This is a genomic window from Amaricoccus sp. (genome assembly GCF_036846665.1).
In the GTDB taxonomy this organism is placed as follows: domain Bacteria; phylum Pseudomonadota; class Alphaproteobacteria; order Rhodobacterales; family Rhodobacteraceae; genus Amaricoccus.
The window spans coordinates 19,013-38,629 of the sequence record NZ_DAIUBO010000006.1 but is presented as its reverse complement, the minus strand read 5'-3'; the positions used below and the strand labels follow the sequence as shown (position 1 = coordinate 38,629).

The window sequence follows — 19,617 nt, the reverse complement described above, 5'->3', positions numbered from 1 at the left end:
CGGGCGTGCCGGTGGCCAAGCACGGCAACCGCAACCTCTCGTCGAAATCCGGGGCCGCGGACGCGCTGACCGAGCTCGGCGTGAACGTGATGGTCGGCCCGGACGTCGTCGAGCGCGCGCTGGCGGAGGTCGGCATCGGCTTCATGATGGCGCCGATGCACCACCCGGCGACCCGCCACGTCATGCCCGCCCGCACCGAACTCGGGACACGGACGATCTTCAACATCCTGGGACCGCTCACCAATCCGGCCGCGGTCCGGCGGCAGCTCACCGGCGCCTTCTCGCGCGCCGTGATCCGGCCGATGGCGGAGACGCTCGGCGAGCTCGGCTCCGACCGCGCCTGGGTGGTCCACGGGGCGGACGGAACCGACGAGGTCTCCATCTGCGGCGAAACCTATGTCGCCGAGATCCGCGACGGCCATGTCTCGGAATTCACCCTGCATCCCGAGGCCGCCGGGATGCCGACCCATCCGTTCGAGGCGATCGCCGGCGGCACCCCGGCGGAGAACGCCGCGTCGCTGCGCGGGCTCCTCGCGGGCGAGCCTTCCGCCTATCGGGACGCGGTGATCCTCAATGCGGCCGCCGCCCTCGTGGTGGCGGAACGGGCCGAAGACCTGAAGGCCGGCGCGGAGCTCGCCAGGGCCAGCATCGACAGCGGCGCGGCACGCGACAAGGCGGAGAGGCTCGCCCTTCTGACACGGGCGGCCGGGGGAAAGGGCCAATGAGCATTCTCGAGAAGATCCGCAGCTACAAGCTCGCGGATATCGCGGTGCGCAAGACCGCGCGGCCCATCGACATGCTGGAGAGCGACGCCCGTGCCGCTTCGCCGGTGCGCGGCTTCCGGGCGGCGCTGCAACGCACGACATCGACCGGCAACTACGGCCTCGTCGCCGAACTCAAGAAGGCCAGCCCCTCGAAGGGCCTCATCCGCGCCGATTTCGATCCCGCCACGCTCGCGAAGGCCTATGAGGCCGGCGGCGCCACCTGCCTGAGCGTGCTCACCGACGGCCCCAGCTTCCAGGGCGACGACAGCTATCTCGTCGCCGCCCGCGAGGCCGTGCGCCTCCCCGTGCTGCGCAAGGATTTCATCTACGACCCCTGGCAGGTGGTCGAATCCCGCGCGCTCGGCGCCGACTGCATCCTGATCATCCTCGCCGGGCTCTCGGACGCCCAGGCGATCGAGGTGGAGGACGTGGCGCTGGCCTGGGGCATGGACGTGCTCGTGGAGACCCATACCCAGGAGGAGGTCGACCGGGCGAACCAGCTGAAGTCGAACCTGATCGGGATAAACAACCGCGATCTCAACACCTTCGAGACGGACATCGACACCACGAAGAAGCTCGCGCGTTCGGTCCGGGCCGACCGGCTGATCGTCTCGGAATCCGGCTTCCGCAGCCGCCAGGACCTCGCGCAGATGGCCCGCTACGGGATCCGCTGCTTCCTGATCGGGGAGACGCTCATGCGCGAGGCCAATGTCGAGGCCGCGACGCGCGAGCTCCTGCGCGCGCCCTGGAGCCCCCAGGCGGAGTGATGGCCGGGCTCACGCATTTCGATGCCGCCGGCGCCGCCCAGATGGTCGATGTCTCGGGCAAGCCGGACACCGCGCGCCGGGCGATCGCGCGCGGATGGGTGGCCATGCGGCCCGAGACCCTGGCGCTCGTGACCCAAGGAACCGCCGCCAAGGGCGACGTGCTCGGCGTGGCGCGGCTCGCCGGCATCATGGCGGCGAAGCGGACGTCGGATCTGATCCCGCTCTGCCACCCGCTCGCGCTCTCGAAGGTCACGGTCGACCTGGCACCGGACGTCCCGGCCGGCCGGGTCAGCATCGAGGCGCAGGTCCGCACCACCGGCCCGACCGGCGTCGAGATGGAGGCCCTGACCGCCGTCTCGGTCGCGGCCCTGACGGTCTATGACATGCTCAAGGCGGTGGACCGATCCATGGTGATCGGCGACATCCGCCTCGTGCTGAAGGAAGGCGGCAAGTCCGGCCGGTTCGAGTCCGGCGAATGACGCTGCTGAGCGTCGCGGAGGCGCATGCGCGCCTGATGGACCTCTTCCTGCCCGTCGGCACCGAGGACGTGCCGCTCGCCGCCGCAGCGGGCCGCGTCCTCGCCCAAGACGTCGTCGCCACCCGGCCGCAGCCGCCCTTCGCGGCCTCGGCGATGGACGGCTACGCCATCCGGATGCAGGATGCAGCGGCCGGCGCGCGGCTCGGGGTCATCGGCACTTCCGCCGCCGGCGCAGGTTTCGACGGCACGGTCGGCGCGGGAGAGGCGGTGCGGATATTCACCGGCGCTCCCGTACCCCTAGGCGCCGACATGATCCTGATCCAGGAGGATGCCGACCGCTCCGCCGAGACGATCACCATCCGGGACTCGCACGACCGCTCGGGCTTCATCCGCCCGGCCGGCGCCGATTTCGCGGCGGGCGCCCGGATGTCGGCGCCGCGCCGCCTCGGGGTGAAGGACATCGCCCTGCTCGCCGCGATGAACGCGGGCGTGGTCACGGTCGCGCGGCGCCCCCGCGTCGCGCTGATCCCGACCGGCGACGAACTGGTGATGCCCGGCGAGACCCCGGCGCGCGACCAGATCCTCGCCTCCAACAACCTCGCCCTGAAGGCGCTGCTGGACTCCGCCGGCGCCGAGGCGCAGCTCCTGCCCATCGCCCGCGACACGCCCGAAAGCCTCACCGCCGCCTTCGACCTCGCCGAGGGCGCGGATGCGATCGTCACCCTCGGCGGCGCCTCCGTCGGCGATTTCGACCTCGTCCAGGCGACGGCGCTGGCGAAGGGGCTCACGCTCGACTTCTACCGCGTCGCGATGCGGCCGGGAAAACCGCTCATGGCGGGCCGGTTCGGAACCGTGCCGCTGGTCGGACTGCCCGGCAATCCGGTCTCGGCGATCGTCTGCGGCCAGCTCTTCCTCAAGCCCGCCGTGGACCGCATGCTCGGGCTTCCCGGCGAGCCGGCGCGGCCGCTCGCCGCGCGCCTCGGCGCTGCCCTCGGCCGCAACGGGCCGCGCGCCCATTACATGCGCGCCATTGTCGAGGCGGACCGCGACGGCTGGCTCTGCACGCCGTTTCCGCGCCAGGACAGCGCGCTCCTCTCCGTGCTCGCCGATTCCAACGCTCTGCTCGTCCGACAGCCGCAGGATCCGGAGCGCCAGATCGGTGATCTGGTGGAGTTCATCTGGATCTGATAAACCTTTGGTTGTAGTGTCTCCAAGATTCTTGACACAAAACGAGAACGTTACTAGAACGGTAGCGGGACGGACCGAAGGAGCCTTCGATGCTGACGCGCAAGCAACATGACTTGCTGCATTTCATCCACAAGCGTTTGCAGAAGGATGGCGTGCCGCCGTCCTTCGACGAGATGAAGGATGCGCTCGACCTCCGTTCCAAATCCGGCATCCACCGGCTGATCATGGCGCTTGAAGAGCGCGGCTTCATCCGCCGCCTCGCGCACCGCGCCCGGGCCATCGAGATCGTCCGGCTGCCGGAGGACATGGAGGAGACGCCGGGCTTCCAGCCCGCGGTCATCGACGGCGGCCGTCCCGAACGGCCCGCCGCCGCACTCTCCGTCGAGGCGATCTCGGTCGAGCTTCCGGTCATGGGGCGCATTGCCGCCGGCACGCCGATCGAGGCGATCCAGACCGTCTCGCACAATGTCGCCGTCCCCGGCGCCATGCTGTCGAGCTCCGGTCGCCACTACGCGCTGGAGGTCAAGGGCGATTCCATGATCGAGGCCGGCATCAACAGCGGCGACGTGGTGGTCATCAAGGAACAATCGACCGCCGAGAACGGCGACATCGTCGTGGCCCTGATCGAGGGCGAGGAAGCGACGCTCAAGACCTTCCGCCGCCGCGGCCAGACCATCGCCCTGGAAGCCGCGAATCCCGCCTTCCAGACCCGTCTCTACCAGGACCACCAGGTCAAGGTTCAGGGCAAGCTCGTCGGGCTGATCCGCACCTACTAGGCGGCGCCATGCGGAGCGAGGACCGGCGCGCGGCCACGGTAGCCGCGGCCCGCAAGCGCGATCCGTGCCGGGGCGCTTGCCGGAACCCTGAAGATTGGCAAGCCTGTTTCCAGCCACTTTCCAGCCGGGTTCCAGCTTCAGAAAACGGCGCCTTTTCAGTTACTTGAACCGAACTGACCTGACCCGGTGAATTTCCTGCCGATCCGCCCGATCCGGCGTCAGCGGTCCGGGTCCCGGTCGCGGGTCCAGGGCCGCCCCCGGTTCGCGGACTTCGCGCCCTCGATGCTCGGCCTTCCCGCGACGACCCGGATCGCCATCGCCCCTTCGTCGTCGAGCCGCGCGGCGCCCAGAAACAGGCATCGCCCGCCGGGCGCGTCCCATAGGCTCGGCGCTAGCAGGATGGCCGCTTCCCCGCAGGCGGCATCGGCGCGGGCGCCGGGCTGCTTCGACGCGAAATAGACGAAACGCCCCAGGCCGGGGACCTCCATGACCGCCCGCCCCCTGCCGCGCTCCATGCCCGGCCGGGCGAAGGCGGCCGCCTGATCCGCGAGATCGCCGTCGTTGTCGAGCCAGTTGGAGGCCGCGAAGCCGTTGCCCTTCTCGCTGTTGAGCACCCGCCCCTGCGCCGCCCTGATCCCGAAGAGCCGGCCGTTGTCCGAGATCAGGATATCGGGACGGTCCTGCTGCGCCCAGACGAGCAGGCCCAATCCTATCGGCACGATCCCGAGCAGCCGGGCCGGTCCGAGCCAGAGCACCACGAAGATCCCGCCGAGCACGATGAGGGCGAGGCTCGCCGGCGGCCCGCTCGGAACGCCGCGCAGCGCGCCATCCAGCCCGGCGACGAAGGCCGCGACCTGCAGGATGTACTCGATCCCAAGATCCATCGCCCAGAGTGCCGGCGCGGCCAGCCCGAGGGGCGCCAGCAATCCCGCGATCACCGCCGCCGGCATCACCAGCAGTCCCATCGCCGGAACCGCGAGCACGTTCGCGATCAGCCCGTATTGGGACAGCGTGTTGAAATGGAACGCCGACAGCGGCGCGGTCGCGAGCCCCGCCACGGTGGAGGTGACCGCGACGCCGATCACCGGCCGCAGATAGCTCCAGCGCGCGCTCTGGGATTCCCGCCACCAGGCGCGCCCACGCAGCCATTCGAAGACGGCGATCAGCCCCGTCGTCGCGGCGAAGGACATCTGGAAACCCGCTTCGGTCAGGCTTTCGGGCCTGATGACCAGAACGATCATTGCCGCGAGCGCGACCGAGCGCAGCGTGAAGGCCGGCCGGTCGATGAGGACCGCGACCAGGACCACCGCCGTCATGATGAAGGCCCGCTGGGTCGCGACATTCGCACCCGAAAGCGCGAGATAGGCAAGCCCCGCCACAAGCGCGACGATCGCCGCGTATTTCTTGGTGGGGTGGCGCAGCGCGACACCCGGGACGAGCGCGAGCCCGTAGCGGATCGACGCGAAGACGAACCCCGTCAGCAGCCCCATGTGCAGACCCGAGATCGCCAGCAGATGCGCGAGATTGGATGCCCGGAGCGTTCCGAGCGCGACCGGATCGACACCCGAGCGATCCCCGGTGAGGATCGCCGCGGCGAAGCCGCCGTTGCGGCCCGGCAGGGCATTCTGGATCGCCCGCGCGAGATGCACCCGGAGGGCGAAGATCCCCGCCCGCCAGTCGAGGCGGGCCTCGCCGCCCGTCGCCGCCATCTCGAGCATCGGTGTGCGGGCGTAGCCGACCGCCCCCAGCCGGTCGAACCAGGCCATGCGCCGGAAATCGAACCCGCCCGGCTCCGCCGGCGCGGCCGGCGGCGAGAGGCGCGCATAGCCCAGGAGCCGGATGCCGGGCTGGACGACGTCCTCGGGCGTCGAGGGATCGAGCGAGATCCGCACGCGGGCCGGCGTCCGGCTCGGCGGCAGCCCATGGATCACCACGTCATCGAGCAGCACCCGCGGCCGGTCGCCGGCCGAGCGATCGAGACCGATGACATCGCCCTCGACATTCGCCGTCATCGCATGCGGAAGCACCGGCGCCGCGACGAGGCGGGCGCGAAGCCCCGCGACCGCGAAGCCCGCGAGCGGGAGCATGAGCGCGAGCAGCAGGATCCGCGCCGTCGGCCCGATCCGGAAGAGCGTCCCGAGCCCCATCGCGAGGAAGGTCGCGATGGCCGCCAGCATCCAGCCCGGCGGCTCCGCGGGCACCTGGAAATAGGCCGCGATCCCGACCGCGAAGAGGACCGGGATCCAGAGAGCCAGATGCGGGCGCTGCGTCTCGATCTGGGCGGCGAGCCGGCCCGAGCCCACGTCCCTTGTTCTCCCGTTCCAGAATCGCCTAATAGAACGGTATCGTCCGCATGGTTTCCTAGAGGTTAATGCATGCCTACCCCGACCAGGGTCGTAACGCGTTTCGCGCCGTCGCCGACGGGGTTCCTGCATATCGGCGGCGCTCGGACGGCCCTGTTCAACTGGCTGCACGCCCGCCACGAGAAGGGCGCGTTCCTCCTTCGGATCGAGGACACCGATCGCGCCCGCTCCACGCCCGAGGCCACGCAGGCGATCTTCGCCGGTCTCCAGTGGCTGGGGCTCGACTGGGACGGCGACGCGGTCAGCCAGTTCGCGCGCGCCGAGCGCCATGCGGAGGTGGCGCGCGCGATGCTCGAGCGCGGCACCGCCTATCGGTGCTACGCGACCATCGAGGAGATCGAGGCCTTTCGCGAGACCGCCCGGGGGGAGGGGCGTCCGCCGCTCTTCGTCTCGCCCTGGCGCGACGCCGACCCGAATACGGCTCCGGATGCCCCCTTCGTCATCCGGCTCAGGGCGCCCCGCAGCGGTGAAACCCGGGTCGAGGACAGGGTCCAGGGACACATCGCCTGGAAGAACGAGACCCTGGACGATCTGATCCTCCTGCGATCGGATGGCACGCCGACCTACATGCTCGCGGTGGTGGTGGACGACCACGACATGGGGGTCACCCATGTCATTCGCGGCGACGACCACCTGACCAATGCCGCACGCCAGACGCTGATCTCGGAGGCCATGGGCTGGGCGGTGCCGGTCTTCGCCCATATCCCGCTGATCCACGGGCCGGACGGGGCGAAGCTCTCCAAGCGGCACGGGGCGCTCGGCATTGAGGCCTATCGGGCGATGGGCTTCCTGCCCGAAGCCATGCGCAACTACCTCGCGCGGCTCGGATGGAGCCATGGCAACGACGAATTCTTCACCACCGAGCAGGCCGTCGCATGGTTCGATCTCGGCGGCATCGGTCGGTCGCCCGCGCGGTTCGACCTCGCCAAGCTCGAGAACCTTTCCGGGCAGCACATCCGCGCCACCGGGGACGAGGCGCTGGTGGCGGCGGTGGAGGAATATCTTGCGGCGCAAAATGAAACACCCCTGACCACGCTTCAGCGCCGCCAGATGCTCGCCGCGATGCCCGGGCTGAAGGAACGCGCCAAGACGATCCCGCAACTGCTCGAAATGGCCAGCTTCCTAAGGGATTCGCGCCCCATCGGCCCCGACGCGGCGGGGGCGAAGCTGCTGGCTTCCGCACCCCGCGGCATACTGTCCGGTTTGACTTCGCGATTGCAGCATGCTAGCTGGGACTCGAAGAATCTCGAAGTGGTGGTTCGCGCCTACGCCGCCGAGGAATCGCTGGGACTCGGCAAGGTCGCCCAGCCGCTGCGTGTCGCATTGAGTGGCCGTACCGTCTCGCCAAGCGTATTCGACATGATGGAGATCCTCGGTCGGGAAGAGAGTCTCGCACGGATCGAAGACTGCGCAAGAGCGGTGGAGACCACGCCCTAGCGCCGCTGCGGTGTCAGGCTCGCGGTAGCCGGTGAATTCGGCGGCCGTTCAGGGAAAGCAGGACCCGCGCCCGCCCGGGTCCCGGCAGGAAAGGGACGAAGCATGACGGACCAGACACATGAAACCGCAAGACTGACGATCGGAGACAAGACGCTCGACCTTCCGATCTATCACGGAAGTGTGGGTCCGGATGTCATCGACATCCGCCGGCTCTATTCGGACGGCGGCGTCTTCGCCTTCGATCCCGGCTATACCTCCACCGGATCCTGCGAGAGCGCGATCACCTACATCGATGGCGACAAGGGCCAGCTGCTCTACCGCGGCTATCCCATCGAGCAGCTGGCCGCGAAGTCGCATTTCCTCGAGGTCGCCTATCTCCTGCTCTACGGCGAATTGCCGACCGCGGAGCAGATGGAGGATTTCGAGACCCGCGTCACCAACCACACCATGCTGCACGAGCAGATGGCGTATTTCTTCCGCGGCTTCCGGCGGGACGCGCATCCGATGGCGGTGGTCTGCGGCATCATTGGGGCGATGTCGGCCTTCTACCACGATTCGACCGACATCAACGACGCCTGGCAGCGCGAGGTGGCGACGATCCGGATGATCGCCAAGATGCCGACCATCGTGGCCTGGGCCTTCAAGTATCACGTCGGCCAGCCCTTCGTCTATCCGCGCAACAACCTCGACTACGCCTCGAACTTCCTGAACATGTGCTTCTCGGTGCCGGCGACCGACTACGTGGTCGATCCGATCCTGAGCCGGGCGATGGACCGGATCTTCACGCTGCACGCCGACCACGAGCAGAACGCCTCGACCTCGACCGTGCGGCTGGCCTCCTCCTCGGGCGCCAATCCTTTCGCCTGCATCGCCGCCGGGGTCGCCTGCCTCTGGGGGCCGGCGCATGGCGGCGCGAACGAGGCGGCGCTGATGATGCTGCGCGAGATCGGCACGCCCGACCGCATCCCGGAGTTCATCGCGCGGGCGCGGGACAAGGACGACCCGTTCCGCCTGATGGGCTTCGGCCACCGCGTCTACAAGAACTTCGACCCGCGCGCCAAGGTGATGAAGCAGAGCGCCGACGAGGTGCTCGGGCTGCTCGGGATCGAGCGCAACCCGACGCTCCAGGTCGCGAAGGAACTGGAGAGGATCGCGCTCGAGGATCCCTATTTCATCGAGAAGAAGCTCTATCCCAACGTCGACTTCTATTCCGGCATCATCCTCGACGCGATGGGCTTCCCGACCTCGATGTTCACGCCGATCTTCGCGCTGGCGCGCACGGTGGGCTGGATCTCGCAGTGGAAGGAGATGATCGAGGATCCGCAGCTCAAGATCGGCCGGCCGCGACAGCTCTATACCGGCGCCACCCTGCGCGACTACGTGGATGTCGAGAACCGCTGAGCCGGTCGCGAGCGCCTCGCTCGCCCGTGTGCTCGCCGATGCCGAGCGCCGTGGCCTGGCGATCGAGCCCGTGCATCTGCCCGAAGGCACGCGCAGCGCCGCGGAGGCGGCGCGGGCCTGCGGCTGTGCGGTGGACCAGATCGTCAAGTCGATCGTCTTCCGCGTCGCCGGGGACGATCGCCACGTCCTGTTCCTGACCGCCGGCGGCAGCCGGGTCGATCCCGCCCGGGCGGGCCGGCTGGTGGGGGCGGCACTGGAGAAGGCCGATGCCGCCGGCGTCCGGGGGGCGACGGGCTTTGCGATCGGCGGCGTCTCGCCGCTCGGGCATCTCAACGAGATCGAGACCTGGTTCGACCCGAAGATCCTCGACCATGCGGTGATCTGGGCCGCCGCGGGAACCCCGAACCATGTCTTCTCGGTCGCTCCCGCGGCGCTGGTCGAGGCGCTGAATCCGAGGATCGGCGCCTTCACCGAGGAGCCATGAATCGGCTGTCCCCATGGGGACAGCCTATATAATATTGATATTATTGTATTTTATTCTTAAACGAGTGTGAATCGCTGCGGCTCAGGGACGCAGCCAGCCGGAGCCGTCGTTGTCGAGGATGGTGTCGAGTTCATCCTGCGTGAAGGGATATTGCGCGAGGATATCGAGGGTCTGTTGCGGGGTCTCCCCGCCATAGGCGAAGTAGTCGCTGCCGAAGAGCACATGAGGGATGCCCCATTTGCGCAGGCGCCAGACGATCATCTCGCGCTCCGCGAGCGGGGCGTCGGCGTGAAAGGCGAGGCAGGCGCTGACGTCCACCCATGATGTGTCGGGGTCGTAGCCCGATACCCTCGCCCGCAGCCAGGTCTCGATCGTGCGATCGTCGGTGTTGCCGGCGCAATGCGCATGCGCCACGCGGACGGTCGGATGCGCATTCAGGATCCCGGCCAGCGCGACAAAACGGGGGGAATCGAGGGGGCCGCCGTATTCGTCGGCCACATGCATCAGGACCGGGGCGTCATGCTCGGCGATGCGATCGAAGACCGCGGCCAGGGCCGCGACCTGTTCGGGGTCGGTGAGGTTCACCGCCGAGCCTTCGAGATGAAGCTTGATGCCGGCCATGCCCGGCAAGGCGAGGCAGCGATCGACTTCCGCCACTGCCTCGGGAAAGCGCGGATTGATGCCGCAGAATCCGATCAGCCGATCCGGGAATCTCGCGACCTCGGCGGCGACGAAGTCATTCTCCGGACCCATGTTCGAGGCATCGCTCAGCCCGACCGGATCGCCGAAATAGCCGCCCGCAAGGATGATCGCGCGGGCGACATGGGCTTCGTCGAGACGGGCGACGAGGTCGTCCGCGCCTTTCGGCGGCAGGCTGCCGCCGGTGAAGAGCTCGGTCAGGAACGGGCTCGCGACATGGGTATGAACGTCCAGCGCGGCATGGTCGGCCACCAGATCCTGGGCCGATGCCGCAGCCCCGGCAAGGCAGGTCACCAGCACGGCAATCGTAGGTCGGACAATGCGGCGGGCCATGATCTGCTCCGGCAGGAGACGCAACGAAACTGGAAGTCTACGCGACCTGGCCCGGCCGAGACAGAAGAAAGCGCGCGCCGGCGATCATTGCCGGCCGATCGCGCCGAGCACCGAGCGCGCGGCCCGGAGCCCCGGCGGCTCGCCGCCGCGCCCGAGCAGATCCATGGCCTGCTGCCCGATGGCGCGCTGGGCCTCCGCCGCCCCGGGGTCGTCGAGCAGGGCGCCGACCGCCGGTGCGATGAGCTCGGGGGTGAAGTCGCCGAAGAAGAATTCCGGCACCGCGCGGGTCCCGGTCACCAGATTGACCAGCGTCGCGGTATCGACGCGCACCAGGCGCCGGATCATCCATTCGGTCAGGGGACTGGCCTTGTAGGCGATCACCATCGGCGCGCCCGCGGCGGCCAGTTCGAGGCTGACCGTGCCCGAGGCCGCCAGCGCCACGTCCGCCGCGGCGAAGGCGGCGCGCTTGCGGGCCTCAGCCTCCGGTGCCGGCCTGCCGCGGGGGTCGAGGAGGCGCGGCCAGCCCGCCACATCCGGCGGGAAGAGCGCGGGGAGCGCCTCGGCCACGGCGCCGGCCGCCGGAAGCAGCACCGCCAGATCCGGGCGCGCGGCGCGCAGCCGGCGCGTGACGTCCGCGAAGGCCGGGCCGATCCGCGCGATCTCGCCGCGCCGCGAGCCGGGCAGGAGCACCATGAGCGGCTGCCCGTTGGCGATGCCGAATTCCGCGCGCAGCGCCGCCACCTCGGCCGGCGTCGCCTGCCGCTCGCCCGCGACCGGATGCCCGACGAAGTCGCAGGTCATGCCCGCGGCCTGCATATAGGGCGGCTCGAAGGGCAGCAGGGCGAGCACGTGATCGACCACCCGCGCCATCTTTGCCGCCCGTCCCGGCCGCCAGGCCCAGACCGAGGGCGCGACATAATGGATGACCCTGAGCCCGGGCAGCTGCCGGCGGGCGCGGCGCGCGACTCGCAGGCAGAAATCGGGGCTGTCGATGGTGATCAGCGCATCGGGCGCGGCGGCGACGACCGCATCCGCCGTCTCGCGGATCCGCCGCAGCAGGCCCGGCGCCCGGGGCAGCACCTCGGCGAGCCCCATGATCGAGAGCTCCTGCATCGGGAAGCGGCTCGCGAGCCCCTCGGAGGCCATGGCGGGACCGCCGACGCCCTCCAGCCGCGGCGGCGTGGCGCAGAGCTCGCGCAGGCCGGCGAGCAGCGCCCCACCGAGCAGGTCGCCCGAAGGCTCGCCGGCGATGACGAAGAGCCGCAGCGCGCCGCTCATGCGCCCGGCTCGCGGCCCCAGAGGAAGATCCCGGCGGCGTCCGCCGCGGCGACCGTCGCCTCGCGCCCGACGACGAGGGTGCCGCCGGCCTGGACGACGATGCCGGCGAGACCGGCCGCCGCCGCCGCCGCCACCGTTCCGGTGCCGATCGCGGGGAGGTCCATCCGCCGGTCCTGGCCGGGCTTGGGCCCCTTGAAGAGCAGCCCGCGCGCGCCGCCCGGATCGGGCAGGAAGGCCGCGCGGCTCGCTCGGACGAAATCGAGCAGCGCGTCCGTGCCCTGGATCGATTCCACCCCGAGGCAGATGCCCTGCGCGACCACCGCCGCCTGTCCGACATCGACAGCGCCCAGCGCCGCGACGATCCGCGCCGCCCGCTCGGCATCGGCCCGGTCCGCCTCGCCCGGCGCGGCGCGGGTGAGGATCCCGGCCGGCGCGAGCAGGTCGGAGAGCACTTCCTGCGCCGCCCGGAGCCTGAGCCCCTCGGCCTCGAAGACCTTCGCGACGGCGCGGAGCGTGGAATCGTCGCCTGCCCGCAGCCCGGCGAGCAGCTTTGGCGCGAGGCTGAGCGCCTTGAGGTCGAAGCGCATCGGGTTCAGCCCGGGGCGGCGCATGCCGCCGGCGAAGACCACCTGGCCGCAGCCGGCGGCGCGCAGATCGGCGAAGAGCCGGCCGGGCTTCTCGAAGACCGCCGGGATCGCGGGATGGGCGCCGAGCCAGTCGAGCACGATCCCCTCGAAGACCACCACGCGGTAGTCCCGGCCGCGCCGGGCGCAATCCTCCGCGATCAGCCGCGGCAGGTCGCCGCGCCCCGCGACGATTGCAAGTCCGTCGCCGGGCACCGCGCCTCAGTCCGCGGGAAGGGTGAAGGAGCGCGAGGTCTCGCTGATCACGAAGCGCACCACCTCCTGCACCAGCGGGTTCTCGGCATGGCGTTCGCCGACGCGGCGGGCGCGGTCCTGGAGCGTGCCGTCGCCCTCGAAGATCTCGCCGAAGGCGTTCCGGAGCCCGTGGATCTGCGCCCGCTCAGCCTTCGCGCGCTTCAGTCCCACGAGGTTGAGGCCGGCGAGAAAGGCGCGCTCGCCCATGACCGAGCCGAAGGGGATCACGTCCGCCACCACGCCCGAGAGCCCGCCGATCATCGCCCCGCGCCCGAGCCGGACGAACTGGTGCACCGCGGCGAGGCCGCCGAGGATGACATTGTCCTCGACCACGCAATGGCCCGCGAGGGTGGCGTTGTTGGCCATGACCACCCGGCTGCCGACCACGCAATCATGGGCGACATGGGTGCTCATCATGAAGAGATTGTCGTCGCCGACCCGGGTCACGCCGCCTCCGCCCGCGGTTCCGGGGCTCATGGTGACATGCTCGCGGATCCGGTTGCGCTCGCCGATGACGAGCTCGACCCGCTCGCCGGCGTATTTGAGATCCTGCGGCGCATGGCCGATCGAGGCGAAGGGAAAGATCACCGTGCCCGCGCCGATCCGGGTCACGCCGGCGACGGCCACGTGGCTGTGCAGGGTCACCTCGCGCGCGAGCTCGACCTCGGGGCCGAGGACGCAATAGGGGCCGATCCGGCAGCCCGGGCCGACCACCGCGCCGTCCTCGACGATCGCCGTGGGATGGATCACCGCTTCGGGATGCACCGGCATGGATCAGCCCTTCGCTTCGGCGTCCTCGGGCGACATGATCATCGCGGTGAACTCCGCCTCCGCGCAGAGCCGGTCGCCGACCCGCGCCTCCCCCTTGAACTTCCAGACCTTGCTGCGGCCGCGCAGCGTCTCCACATGCAGCTCCAGCATCTCGCCGGGCTGGACCACGCTGCGGAACTTCGCGCCCTCGATGCTCATGAAATAGACCAGCCGGTCGCTGTCCATCTGCCCCAGCGTGCGCACGACGAGGACCGCGGCGGTCTGGGCCATGGCCTCGACGATCAGCACGCCCGGCATCACCGGGCGGGAGGGGAAATGGCCCTCGAAATGCGGCTCGTTCACCGTGACGCCCTTGAGCCCCACCGCGGATCTGTGCGGCTCGATGTTCACGACGCGGTCGATCAACAGGAACGGGTAGCGGTGCGGGATCATCCGCTTGATCGCGTTGACGTCCACGCTGCCGAGATCGGGATCGATTGCCAGGCTCATGCCGCTCTCCTCATTCCGTCGTCGCCGGGGGCTCGGCTGCCTCGGGGGCGGGATCGCCCGGCGCGGCATCGATTTCGGCAATGACTTCCTCGGTGATGTTGAGTTCCTGTGCCGCGAGCAGGACGCTGTTCTCGTCAAAGATGGCCTTGGCCTCGTGCCGCGCCATCACCTCGACCAGGATCGGCGCCACCGAAGCGTAGAACTGTCGCCGCCGGAGGTCAAACTCGCTCGCGAGCGCCGCCGAGCGCGCGTCCTGGTCCCGGCGCGCCGCCACCACCCGCTGATCGAAATCGTCCGCGAGCTTGCGGAACTCCGCCGGGTCGAGCTCGGCGCGCGACTCGGTCAGCTTCTGCTCCTCGGCCTCGAAGGCGGCGTCGATCGAGCGCGCCTCGGCCCGCAGCTTGTCGCGCTCCGCCTCCTCCTCCGCCAGCAGCGCCTGGCCGCGCAGCGAGCCGGTCAGGAGGCGCTCCTGATTGACCAGCAGGAAGGACGAGGCCGCCGCCGGCTCGGTCTGGGCGCGGCACTCCACGGCGATGGGGCCTTGCGCGAGCGCCAGTGCAAGCAGGCTCCAGCGCAAGCCTCCGAACACGGCTCAGAACCGGCTCTCGATGGAAAAGCGGAACCGCTCGACCACGTCGGTATCGACCTTCTTGATCGGCACGGCGTAGTTGAACCGCAGCGGCGCGAAGGGGGTATCGACGAAGAGGCTCACGCCGACCGCGGAGCGGAGGTGCATGCTGGCATCGACTTGCCCCATGCTGCCGTCGGTGTCGTCGAGGCCCCAGAGCGACCCGACGTCGCCGAAGACGCCGCCGTAGATGCCGTATTCCTCGGGCAGGCCCAGCGGGAAGCTCGCGTCGAGCCGCAGGATTCCGTAATAATTGCCGCCGAGGGATTCATCGACCTCTAGGTCCTGCTGCGGCGCAAGGCACTGGCCGACGTCGCATTCGTCGCGCGGTCCCAGCCCGTTCCGGGCGAAGCCGCGGAAACTGTCGCCGCCGGCATTGAAGCGGTCGGTGATCCGCGTCCCCTGGTCGGAGAAGATCGCCCCGCCCTCCAGCTCGGCGGAGAGCACCACCTGCTCGTCGAAGAGGCTCGAATAGACCCGCGCGGTCCCGCGGGTCTTGGAATGCGTCACGTCGCCGCCGAGGCCCGCGAATTCCTGGTTCAGCGTCATGATGAAGCCCGCGGTCGGGTCGACCACCGAATTGCGCCGGTCATAGGCGTAAGTGGCCCCGACCGCGGAGGTGATCAGCGAGCCCTCCTCGGCGAAGATGATGCGCGAGGTATTGTCCGCGAGATTGTAGATGTCGTCCTGCGACAGGCGGTAGCGCCAGACGATCCGGCCGTTCTCGCTCAGCGGATAGCCGATGCGCGGCTCGAAACCGGCGTTCGACTGCTGGAAGGTCTGCTCGGAGAAGTCGCGCTGGCGGTAGTAGAGGCTGAAGCCGGCCAGGAGGTCGCGATCGAAGAGCGCCGGCTCGACGAAGCCGAACTCGAAATTGCCGAATTCCTTGTTGGCGGCGATGGTCGCGGAGACGGTCTGGCCGCGGCCGAGGAAGTTGCGCTCGGTGATGCCGATCTGCGCCGTCAGCCCCTCGTTGGTCGAATAGGCGCCGCCGAGGTTGAGGCTGCCGGTCGATTGCTCCTCGACCTCCACGAGCACCAGCGCGCGGTCGGGGGTCGTGCCCTCGCGCACCGAGACGGTCGCGGTGGAGAAATAGCCCAGGCCCCGGATCTGGTCCTCGGCGTCGCGGATCTCGCGGGCGTTGAAGGCGTCGCCCTCGACGATGTCGAACTGCCGGCGGATGACGCGGTCGAGGGTGCGGGTATTGCCGGTGATGTCGATCCGCTCGACGAAGACCCGCTCGCCCGGGGTCATCTCGAAGGTGATGTTGACGATCCGGTTCGCCTCGTCCTTGTCGACGATCGGCCGGATGTCGACGAAGGCATAGCCCTGCTGCCCGGCCTGGAAGGTAATGCGCTCGATGACCGTGTCGACGTTCTTGACGTTGTAGACGCCGTTGCCGAGCACCGGCCCGAGCAGCGGCTCGAAGGCGGTGGCGTCGAGCCCGGGGATCGCCGAGGCGACCCCGATCTGCCCGAACCGGTATTGCGCGCCTTCCGACACCGTGAAGGACAGGAAGAACCCGTTGCGCTCGCGCGAGAGCTCCGCCGTGGAGGAGAGCACGCGGAAATCGACATAGCCGCGCTGGAGATAGAACTGCCGGAGCAATTCGCGGTCGAGTTCCAGCCGGTCGGCGTCGTAGTTGGTGCCGCCGAAGAGGAAGCTCAGCCAGTTCGCCTGGTTGGTCTCGATCACCCGGCGAAGGCGGCGGTCCGAGAAGGCCTCGTTGCCGGTGAAGCTGACGCGCTGGACCTGGGTGGAGCGGCCCTCGAAGATCTCGAAGACCAGATCGACGCGATTGTCGGACTGGCGGATGATGACCGGATTGACGCTGGCCGAGAACCGCCCCGACTGGCGGTAGGCCTCGACGATGCGCTGCGCGTCGGCCTCGGCCGCCGCCACGGAATAGGCGAGCCGCGGGCGCAGCTCGACGACATTCGTCAGCTCCTCGTCGTCGATGGAATTGTTGCCCTCGAAGGCGATCTGGTTGATCGTCGGGTTCTCGACCACGGTGATGACCAGCCTTCCGGCCTGGGGCATCACGGTCACGTCCTCGAAGAGCCCGGTATCGAAGAGGCGCCGCACCGCGAGGTTGAGATCCTCCGGGCTGACCGGCTCGCCGGGCTCGATGCCGGAGAATACCCGGACCGTATCGGCCTCGATGCGCTCGTTGCCGGCGACGTCGATCCGGCTGAAGACCGCCGTACCCTGTGCCTGGGTCAGGGGTGAGGGAAGGACCGTGACGAGAAGCGCCACCACCACGCACAGGCGCAGAATGGCCCGCATACACTGCCGCTGCCCCATCGGCCTCTAGCCCCTCTGCTCTGCCGGGCGGTTCACCGCCCTGTTATCAACTCATCATGCGCATGATGTCGTTGTAGGTAGCAAATACCATCAGGAGCAGGATCAAGCCAAGGCCAATCGACATCGCGATCTGCATTGCCGCGGGGCTGGGCGGCCGGCCACGGACCGCCTCGAAGAGGAAGGCCATGAAATGCCCGCCGTCGAGCACCGGGATCGGGAAGAGGTTGAGCATGCCGATCGCCGTGGAGATCACGCCGATCAGCACCACGAAGTTCACGAAGCCCTGCTGGGCGGTCTCGCCGGAGATCTGGGCGATGCCGAGCGGGCCCTGGAGGTTGTCCGCGCCGATCTCGCCGGTGATGACATGCTTCAGCCCGTTGAGCGACCGGGTGATCACGTCGACCATGCGCAGGGCGCCGTAGCCGACCGCCGTCCAGGGCATCGGCGTTTCGGTCGCCGGCAGGTAGAGCGGCGCCCCCGCCGCGCCGATCATCGGCCGCTTCTCGAAACCGCCGTCGCCGTCTTCGGCATCCTGCAGGGTCGGGGTGACCGTCAGCGTGACGCTGCCCCCGTCGCGCAGCACCTCGAGCGCGAGCGTCTCGTCGAGCGACTGCATCACCTGCTGGCGGAAGTCCTCGAAGGCGGTGACCGGGCGGCCGTTGACCGAGAGCACCAGGTCGCCTGCGCGCAGGCCGGCCTTGCTGGCCGGCGAGAGCGGCGAGATGCCGGCGATCAGGGCCGGGAAGGCATAGGGCGCCTCGACGTCGATCCGCGACCCGTCGCGCTCCACCCGGAATTGCATCGGCCCCGGCTCGGGCATGTCGAGCGCCGCGCGGTAGATGCTATCGAAGCCGTCGACCGGCGCGCCGTTGACCTCGAGCACCACGTCGCCGGGAAGAAGCGGCTGGCCGTCGCCCGTCTGCACCTGGATCTCGCCGATGGTCGGCCGCTCGGTCGGGACGCCCTGCCACATCACGATCGCCGCGAAGACGGCGATGGTCAGCAGGAAATTCGCGAAGGGCCCCGCCAGCACCGTCAGCATCCTGCGGCCGACGCTCGCCCCGTGGAAGGTCTGCGCCCGTTGCGCGGGCGCCATGTGGTCGAGCGTCACCGCATCCGCCCGGCTCGATCCGTCCGAATCCCCCAGGAACTTGACGTAGCCGCCCAGGGGCAGCGCCGCGACCTGCCAGAGCGTGCCGCGCCGGTCCCTGCGCGACCAGATCACCGGCCCGAAGCCGATCGAGAAGACCTCCGAGCGGATGCCGCACCAGCGCGCGACGATGTAATGGCCGTATTCATGCACGAAGACCACGATCCCGAGCACGATCACGAAGGGCAGTACGGTGGAGAGGAACCCGCCGATCAGCGGAATGTTGGCGATGAGATCCATGTGTCAGCAACTGCTCCGTGAAACGACCCAGGCTCCGGCCCGGGCGCGGGCCTCCGAATCGAGGGTCAGGACGTCGTCGAGGCCGTAGCTTTCCGTGGCGGCCGCGTCCGTTGCGAGTTCCCCGAGCACATGTTCAACGAGTCGGGCCATGTCAAGGAAGCCGATGCGTCCCGCGAGGAAGGCGTCGAGCGCCGCCTCCTTGGCGCCGTTGAAGACCGCCCCCGTCAGCCCCCCCGCCGCGATGACCTCGCGCGCGAGCCGCAGCGCCGGGAAGCGGGCCTGGTCCGCGGCGGCGAAGTCGAGCCGCGCCAGGGCCGCGAAGTCGAGCCGCTCCACCGGCAAGCCGCGCCGCTCGGGCCAGTTGAGCGCGAATCCGATCGCGCCGCGCATGTCCGAGGGGCCGATCTGGGCGATGATCGAGCCGTCGCGGAACCCCACCATCGAATGGATGATCGATTGCGGGTGGACGAGGACTTCGATGCTCGCGGAAGCCACGCCGAAGAGCACATGCGCCTCGATGACCTCGAGCGCCTTGTTGAACATGGTGGCACTGTCGATGGAGATGCGCTCGCCCATGTCCCAGTTGGGATGCGCGCGCGCCTGCGCCGGCGTCGCCCGCGCCATTTCCGCGGGATCCCAGTCGCGGAACGGCCCGCCGGAGGCGGTCAGGACGATGCGCTCGACCGCCTCCGGCGCCTCGCCGCGCAGGGCCTGGAAGATGGCGCTGTGCTCGCTGTCGACCGGCAGGAGCGCCGTGCCATGCGCCTTGCAGGCCGCCTGCAGCAGATCCCCCGCGCAGACGAGGCTCTCCTTGTTCGCCAGCGCCAGCACGCCGCCATTGCGCACGGCCCGCATCCCCGGCGCGAGGCCGGCGGCGCCGACGATCGCCGACATCACCCAGTCGACGGGCTCGCTCGCGGCGTCGAGCAGCGCCGGGGTCCCGGCGGCCGCCTCGATGCCGGATCCTTCCAGCGCCCGGCGCAGATCCTCCAGCCGCCCCGCATCCGAGGTCACCGCGATGCGCGCCCGCAGCCGCCGCGCCTGGTCCGCGAGCAGCGCGATGTTGGAGGCGCCGCTGAGTGCGACGACCTCATAGGCCTCGGGCCCGCCCTGGGCCTCGAGGAGCGAGACCGTGTTCCGGCCCACGGATCCGGTCGCGCCGAAGATGCTCACCTTTCGCCGCATCGGC

General features: G+C 69.5%; 18 protein-coding genes. 8 read left to right on the top strand and 10 right to left on the bottom strand.

The genetic code is table 11. The features are described 5' to 3' along the window. From trpD to lexA, 5 genes are all read left to right on the top strand, one after another. A partial coding sequence (gene trpD / locus V7050_RS01405; protein ID WP_324410186.1) for an anthranilate phosphoribosyltransferase occupies positions 1–725 on the top strand: 725 nt, incomplete at its 5' end. Next, entirely contained in the window at positions 722–1,531 is an 810-nt protein-coding gene (trpC, locus tag V7050_RS01400) for an indole-3-glycerol phosphate synthase TrpC (RefSeq protein ID WP_324367462.1), read from the top strand. The genes trpD and trpC, both read left to right, overlap by 4 nt. Beyond that, positions 1,531–2,010, top strand: a complete 480-nt coding sequence (moaC, locus tag V7050_RS01395) for a cyclic pyranopterin monophosphate synthase MoaC (RefSeq protein ID WP_324367460.1) — start codon at positions 1,531–1,533, stop codon at positions 2,008–2,010. The genes trpC and moaC overlap by 1 nt, the downstream gene beginning before the upstream one ends. Further along, positions 2,007–3,197, top strand: a complete 1,191-nt coding sequence (locus V7050_RS01390; protein WP_324367458.1) for a molybdopterin molybdotransferase MoeA — start codon at positions 2,007–2,009, stop codon at positions 3,195–3,197. The genes moaC and V7050_RS01390 overlap by 4 nt, the downstream gene beginning before the upstream one ends. Positions 3,198–3,286: 89 nt before the next feature. Continuing rightward, complete coding sequence (gene lexA, locus V7050_RS01385) at positions 3,287–3,973, top strand: transcriptional repressor LexA (RefSeq protein ID WP_324367456.1); 687 nt, start codon at positions 3,287–3,289, stop codon at positions 3,971–3,973. Positions 3,974–4,191: 218 nt separating this feature from the next. Here the strand turns inward: lexA and V7050_RS01380 are convergent, their stop codons facing one another. Further along, positions 4,192–6,276: a ComEC/Rec2 family competence protein gene (locus tag V7050_RS01380; RefSeq protein WP_324367454.1), complete on the bottom strand. Its 2,085-nt coding sequence runs from the start codon at positions 6,274–6,276 to the stop codon at positions 4,192–4,194. A gap of 72 nt (positions 6,277–6,348) precedes the next feature. Between V7050_RS01380 and gltX the strand changes: the two genes are divergently transcribed. The 3 genes from gltX (at position 6,349) to V7050_RS01365 (ending at position 9,658) form a co-directional block, all read left to right on the top strand. Further along, positions 6,349–7,773: a glutamate--tRNA ligase gene (gene gltX, locus V7050_RS01375; RefSeq protein ID WP_324367453.1), complete on the top strand. Its 1,425-nt coding sequence runs from the start codon at positions 6,349–6,351 to the stop codon at positions 7,771–7,773. A 102-nt stretch (positions 7,774–7,875) separates the two neighbouring features. Continuing rightward, positions 7,876–9,174: a citrate synthase gene (gene gltA, locus V7050_RS01370; protein WP_324367451.1), complete on the top strand. Its 1,299-nt coding sequence runs from the start codon at positions 7,876–7,878 to the stop codon at positions 9,172–9,174. Beyond that, positions 9,158–9,658, top strand: coding sequence for a YbaK/EbsC family protein (locus tag V7050_RS01365; RefSeq protein WP_324367449.1), 501 nt, complete (start codon positions 9,158–9,160; stop codon positions 9,656–9,658). The genes gltA and V7050_RS01365 overlap by 17 nt, the downstream gene beginning before the upstream one ends. Before the next feature lie 81 nt (positions 9,659–9,739). Here the strand turns inward: V7050_RS01365 and V7050_RS01360 are convergent, their stop codons facing one another. From V7050_RS01360 to dxr, 9 genes are all read right to left on the bottom strand, one after another. Next, entirely contained in the window at positions 9,740–10,690 is a 951-nt protein-coding gene (locus tag V7050_RS01360; RefSeq protein WP_324367447.1) for an amidohydrolase family protein, read from the bottom strand. A gap of 84 nt (positions 10,691–10,774) precedes the next feature. Beyond that, positions 10,775–11,956, bottom strand: coding sequence for a lipid-A-disaccharide synthase (gene lpxB, locus V7050_RS01355; RefSeq protein ID WP_324373786.1), 1,182 nt, complete (start codon positions 11,954–11,956; stop codon positions 10,775–10,777). A gap of 8 nt (positions 11,957–11,964) precedes the next feature. Further along, positions 11,965–12,807: an LpxI family protein gene (locus tag V7050_RS01350; RefSeq protein WP_324367146.1), complete on the bottom strand. Its 843-nt coding sequence runs from the start codon at positions 12,805–12,807 to the stop codon at positions 11,965–11,967. A gap of 6 nt (positions 12,808–12,813) precedes the next feature. Then, positions 12,814–13,617 carry an acyl-ACP--UDP-N-acetylglucosamine O-acyltransferase gene (gene lpxA / locus V7050_RS01345; protein WP_324367144.1) on the bottom strand — a complete coding sequence of 268 codons (804 nt, stop codon included), beginning with the start codon at positions 13,615–13,617 and terminating at the stop codon, positions 12,814–12,816. A 3-nt stretch (positions 13,618–13,620) separates the two neighbouring features. Beyond that, positions 13,621–14,106 (bottom strand): 3-hydroxyacyl-ACP dehydratase FabZ, encoded by a 486-nt coding sequence (fabZ, locus tag V7050_RS01340; protein ID WP_324367142.1) that lies wholly within the window; start codon positions 14,104–14,106, stop codon positions 13,621–13,623. Between the two features lie 10 nt (positions 14,107–14,116). Beyond that, the gene (locus V7050_RS01335) at positions 14,117–14,695 is read right to left on the bottom strand and encodes an OmpH family outer membrane protein (protein ID WP_324367140.1); all 579 of its coding nucleotides are present in this window, start codon (positions 14,693–14,695) and stop codon (positions 14,117–14,119) included. 3 nt (positions 14,696–14,698) lie between these two features. Next, a complete protein-coding gene (bamA, locus tag V7050_RS01330; RefSeq protein ID WP_324367138.1) occupies positions 14,699–17,020 on the bottom strand; it encodes an outer membrane protein assembly factor BamA in 2,322 nt (773 codons plus the stop codon). 64 nt (positions 17,021–17,084) lie between these two features. Continuing rightward, positions 17,085–18,428, bottom strand: coding sequence for an RIP metalloprotease RseP (gene rseP / locus V7050_RS01325; RefSeq protein ID WP_324367136.1), 1,344 nt, complete (start codon positions 18,426–18,428; stop codon positions 17,085–17,087). A 3-nt stretch (positions 18,429–18,431) separates the two neighbouring features. Beyond that, positions 18,432–19,613, bottom strand: coding sequence for a 1-deoxy-D-xylulose-5-phosphate reductoisomerase (dxr, locus tag V7050_RS01320; RefSeq protein WP_324367134.1), 1,182 nt, complete (start codon positions 19,611–19,613; stop codon positions 18,432–18,434). Positions 19,614–19,617: the final 4 nt, after the last annotated feature.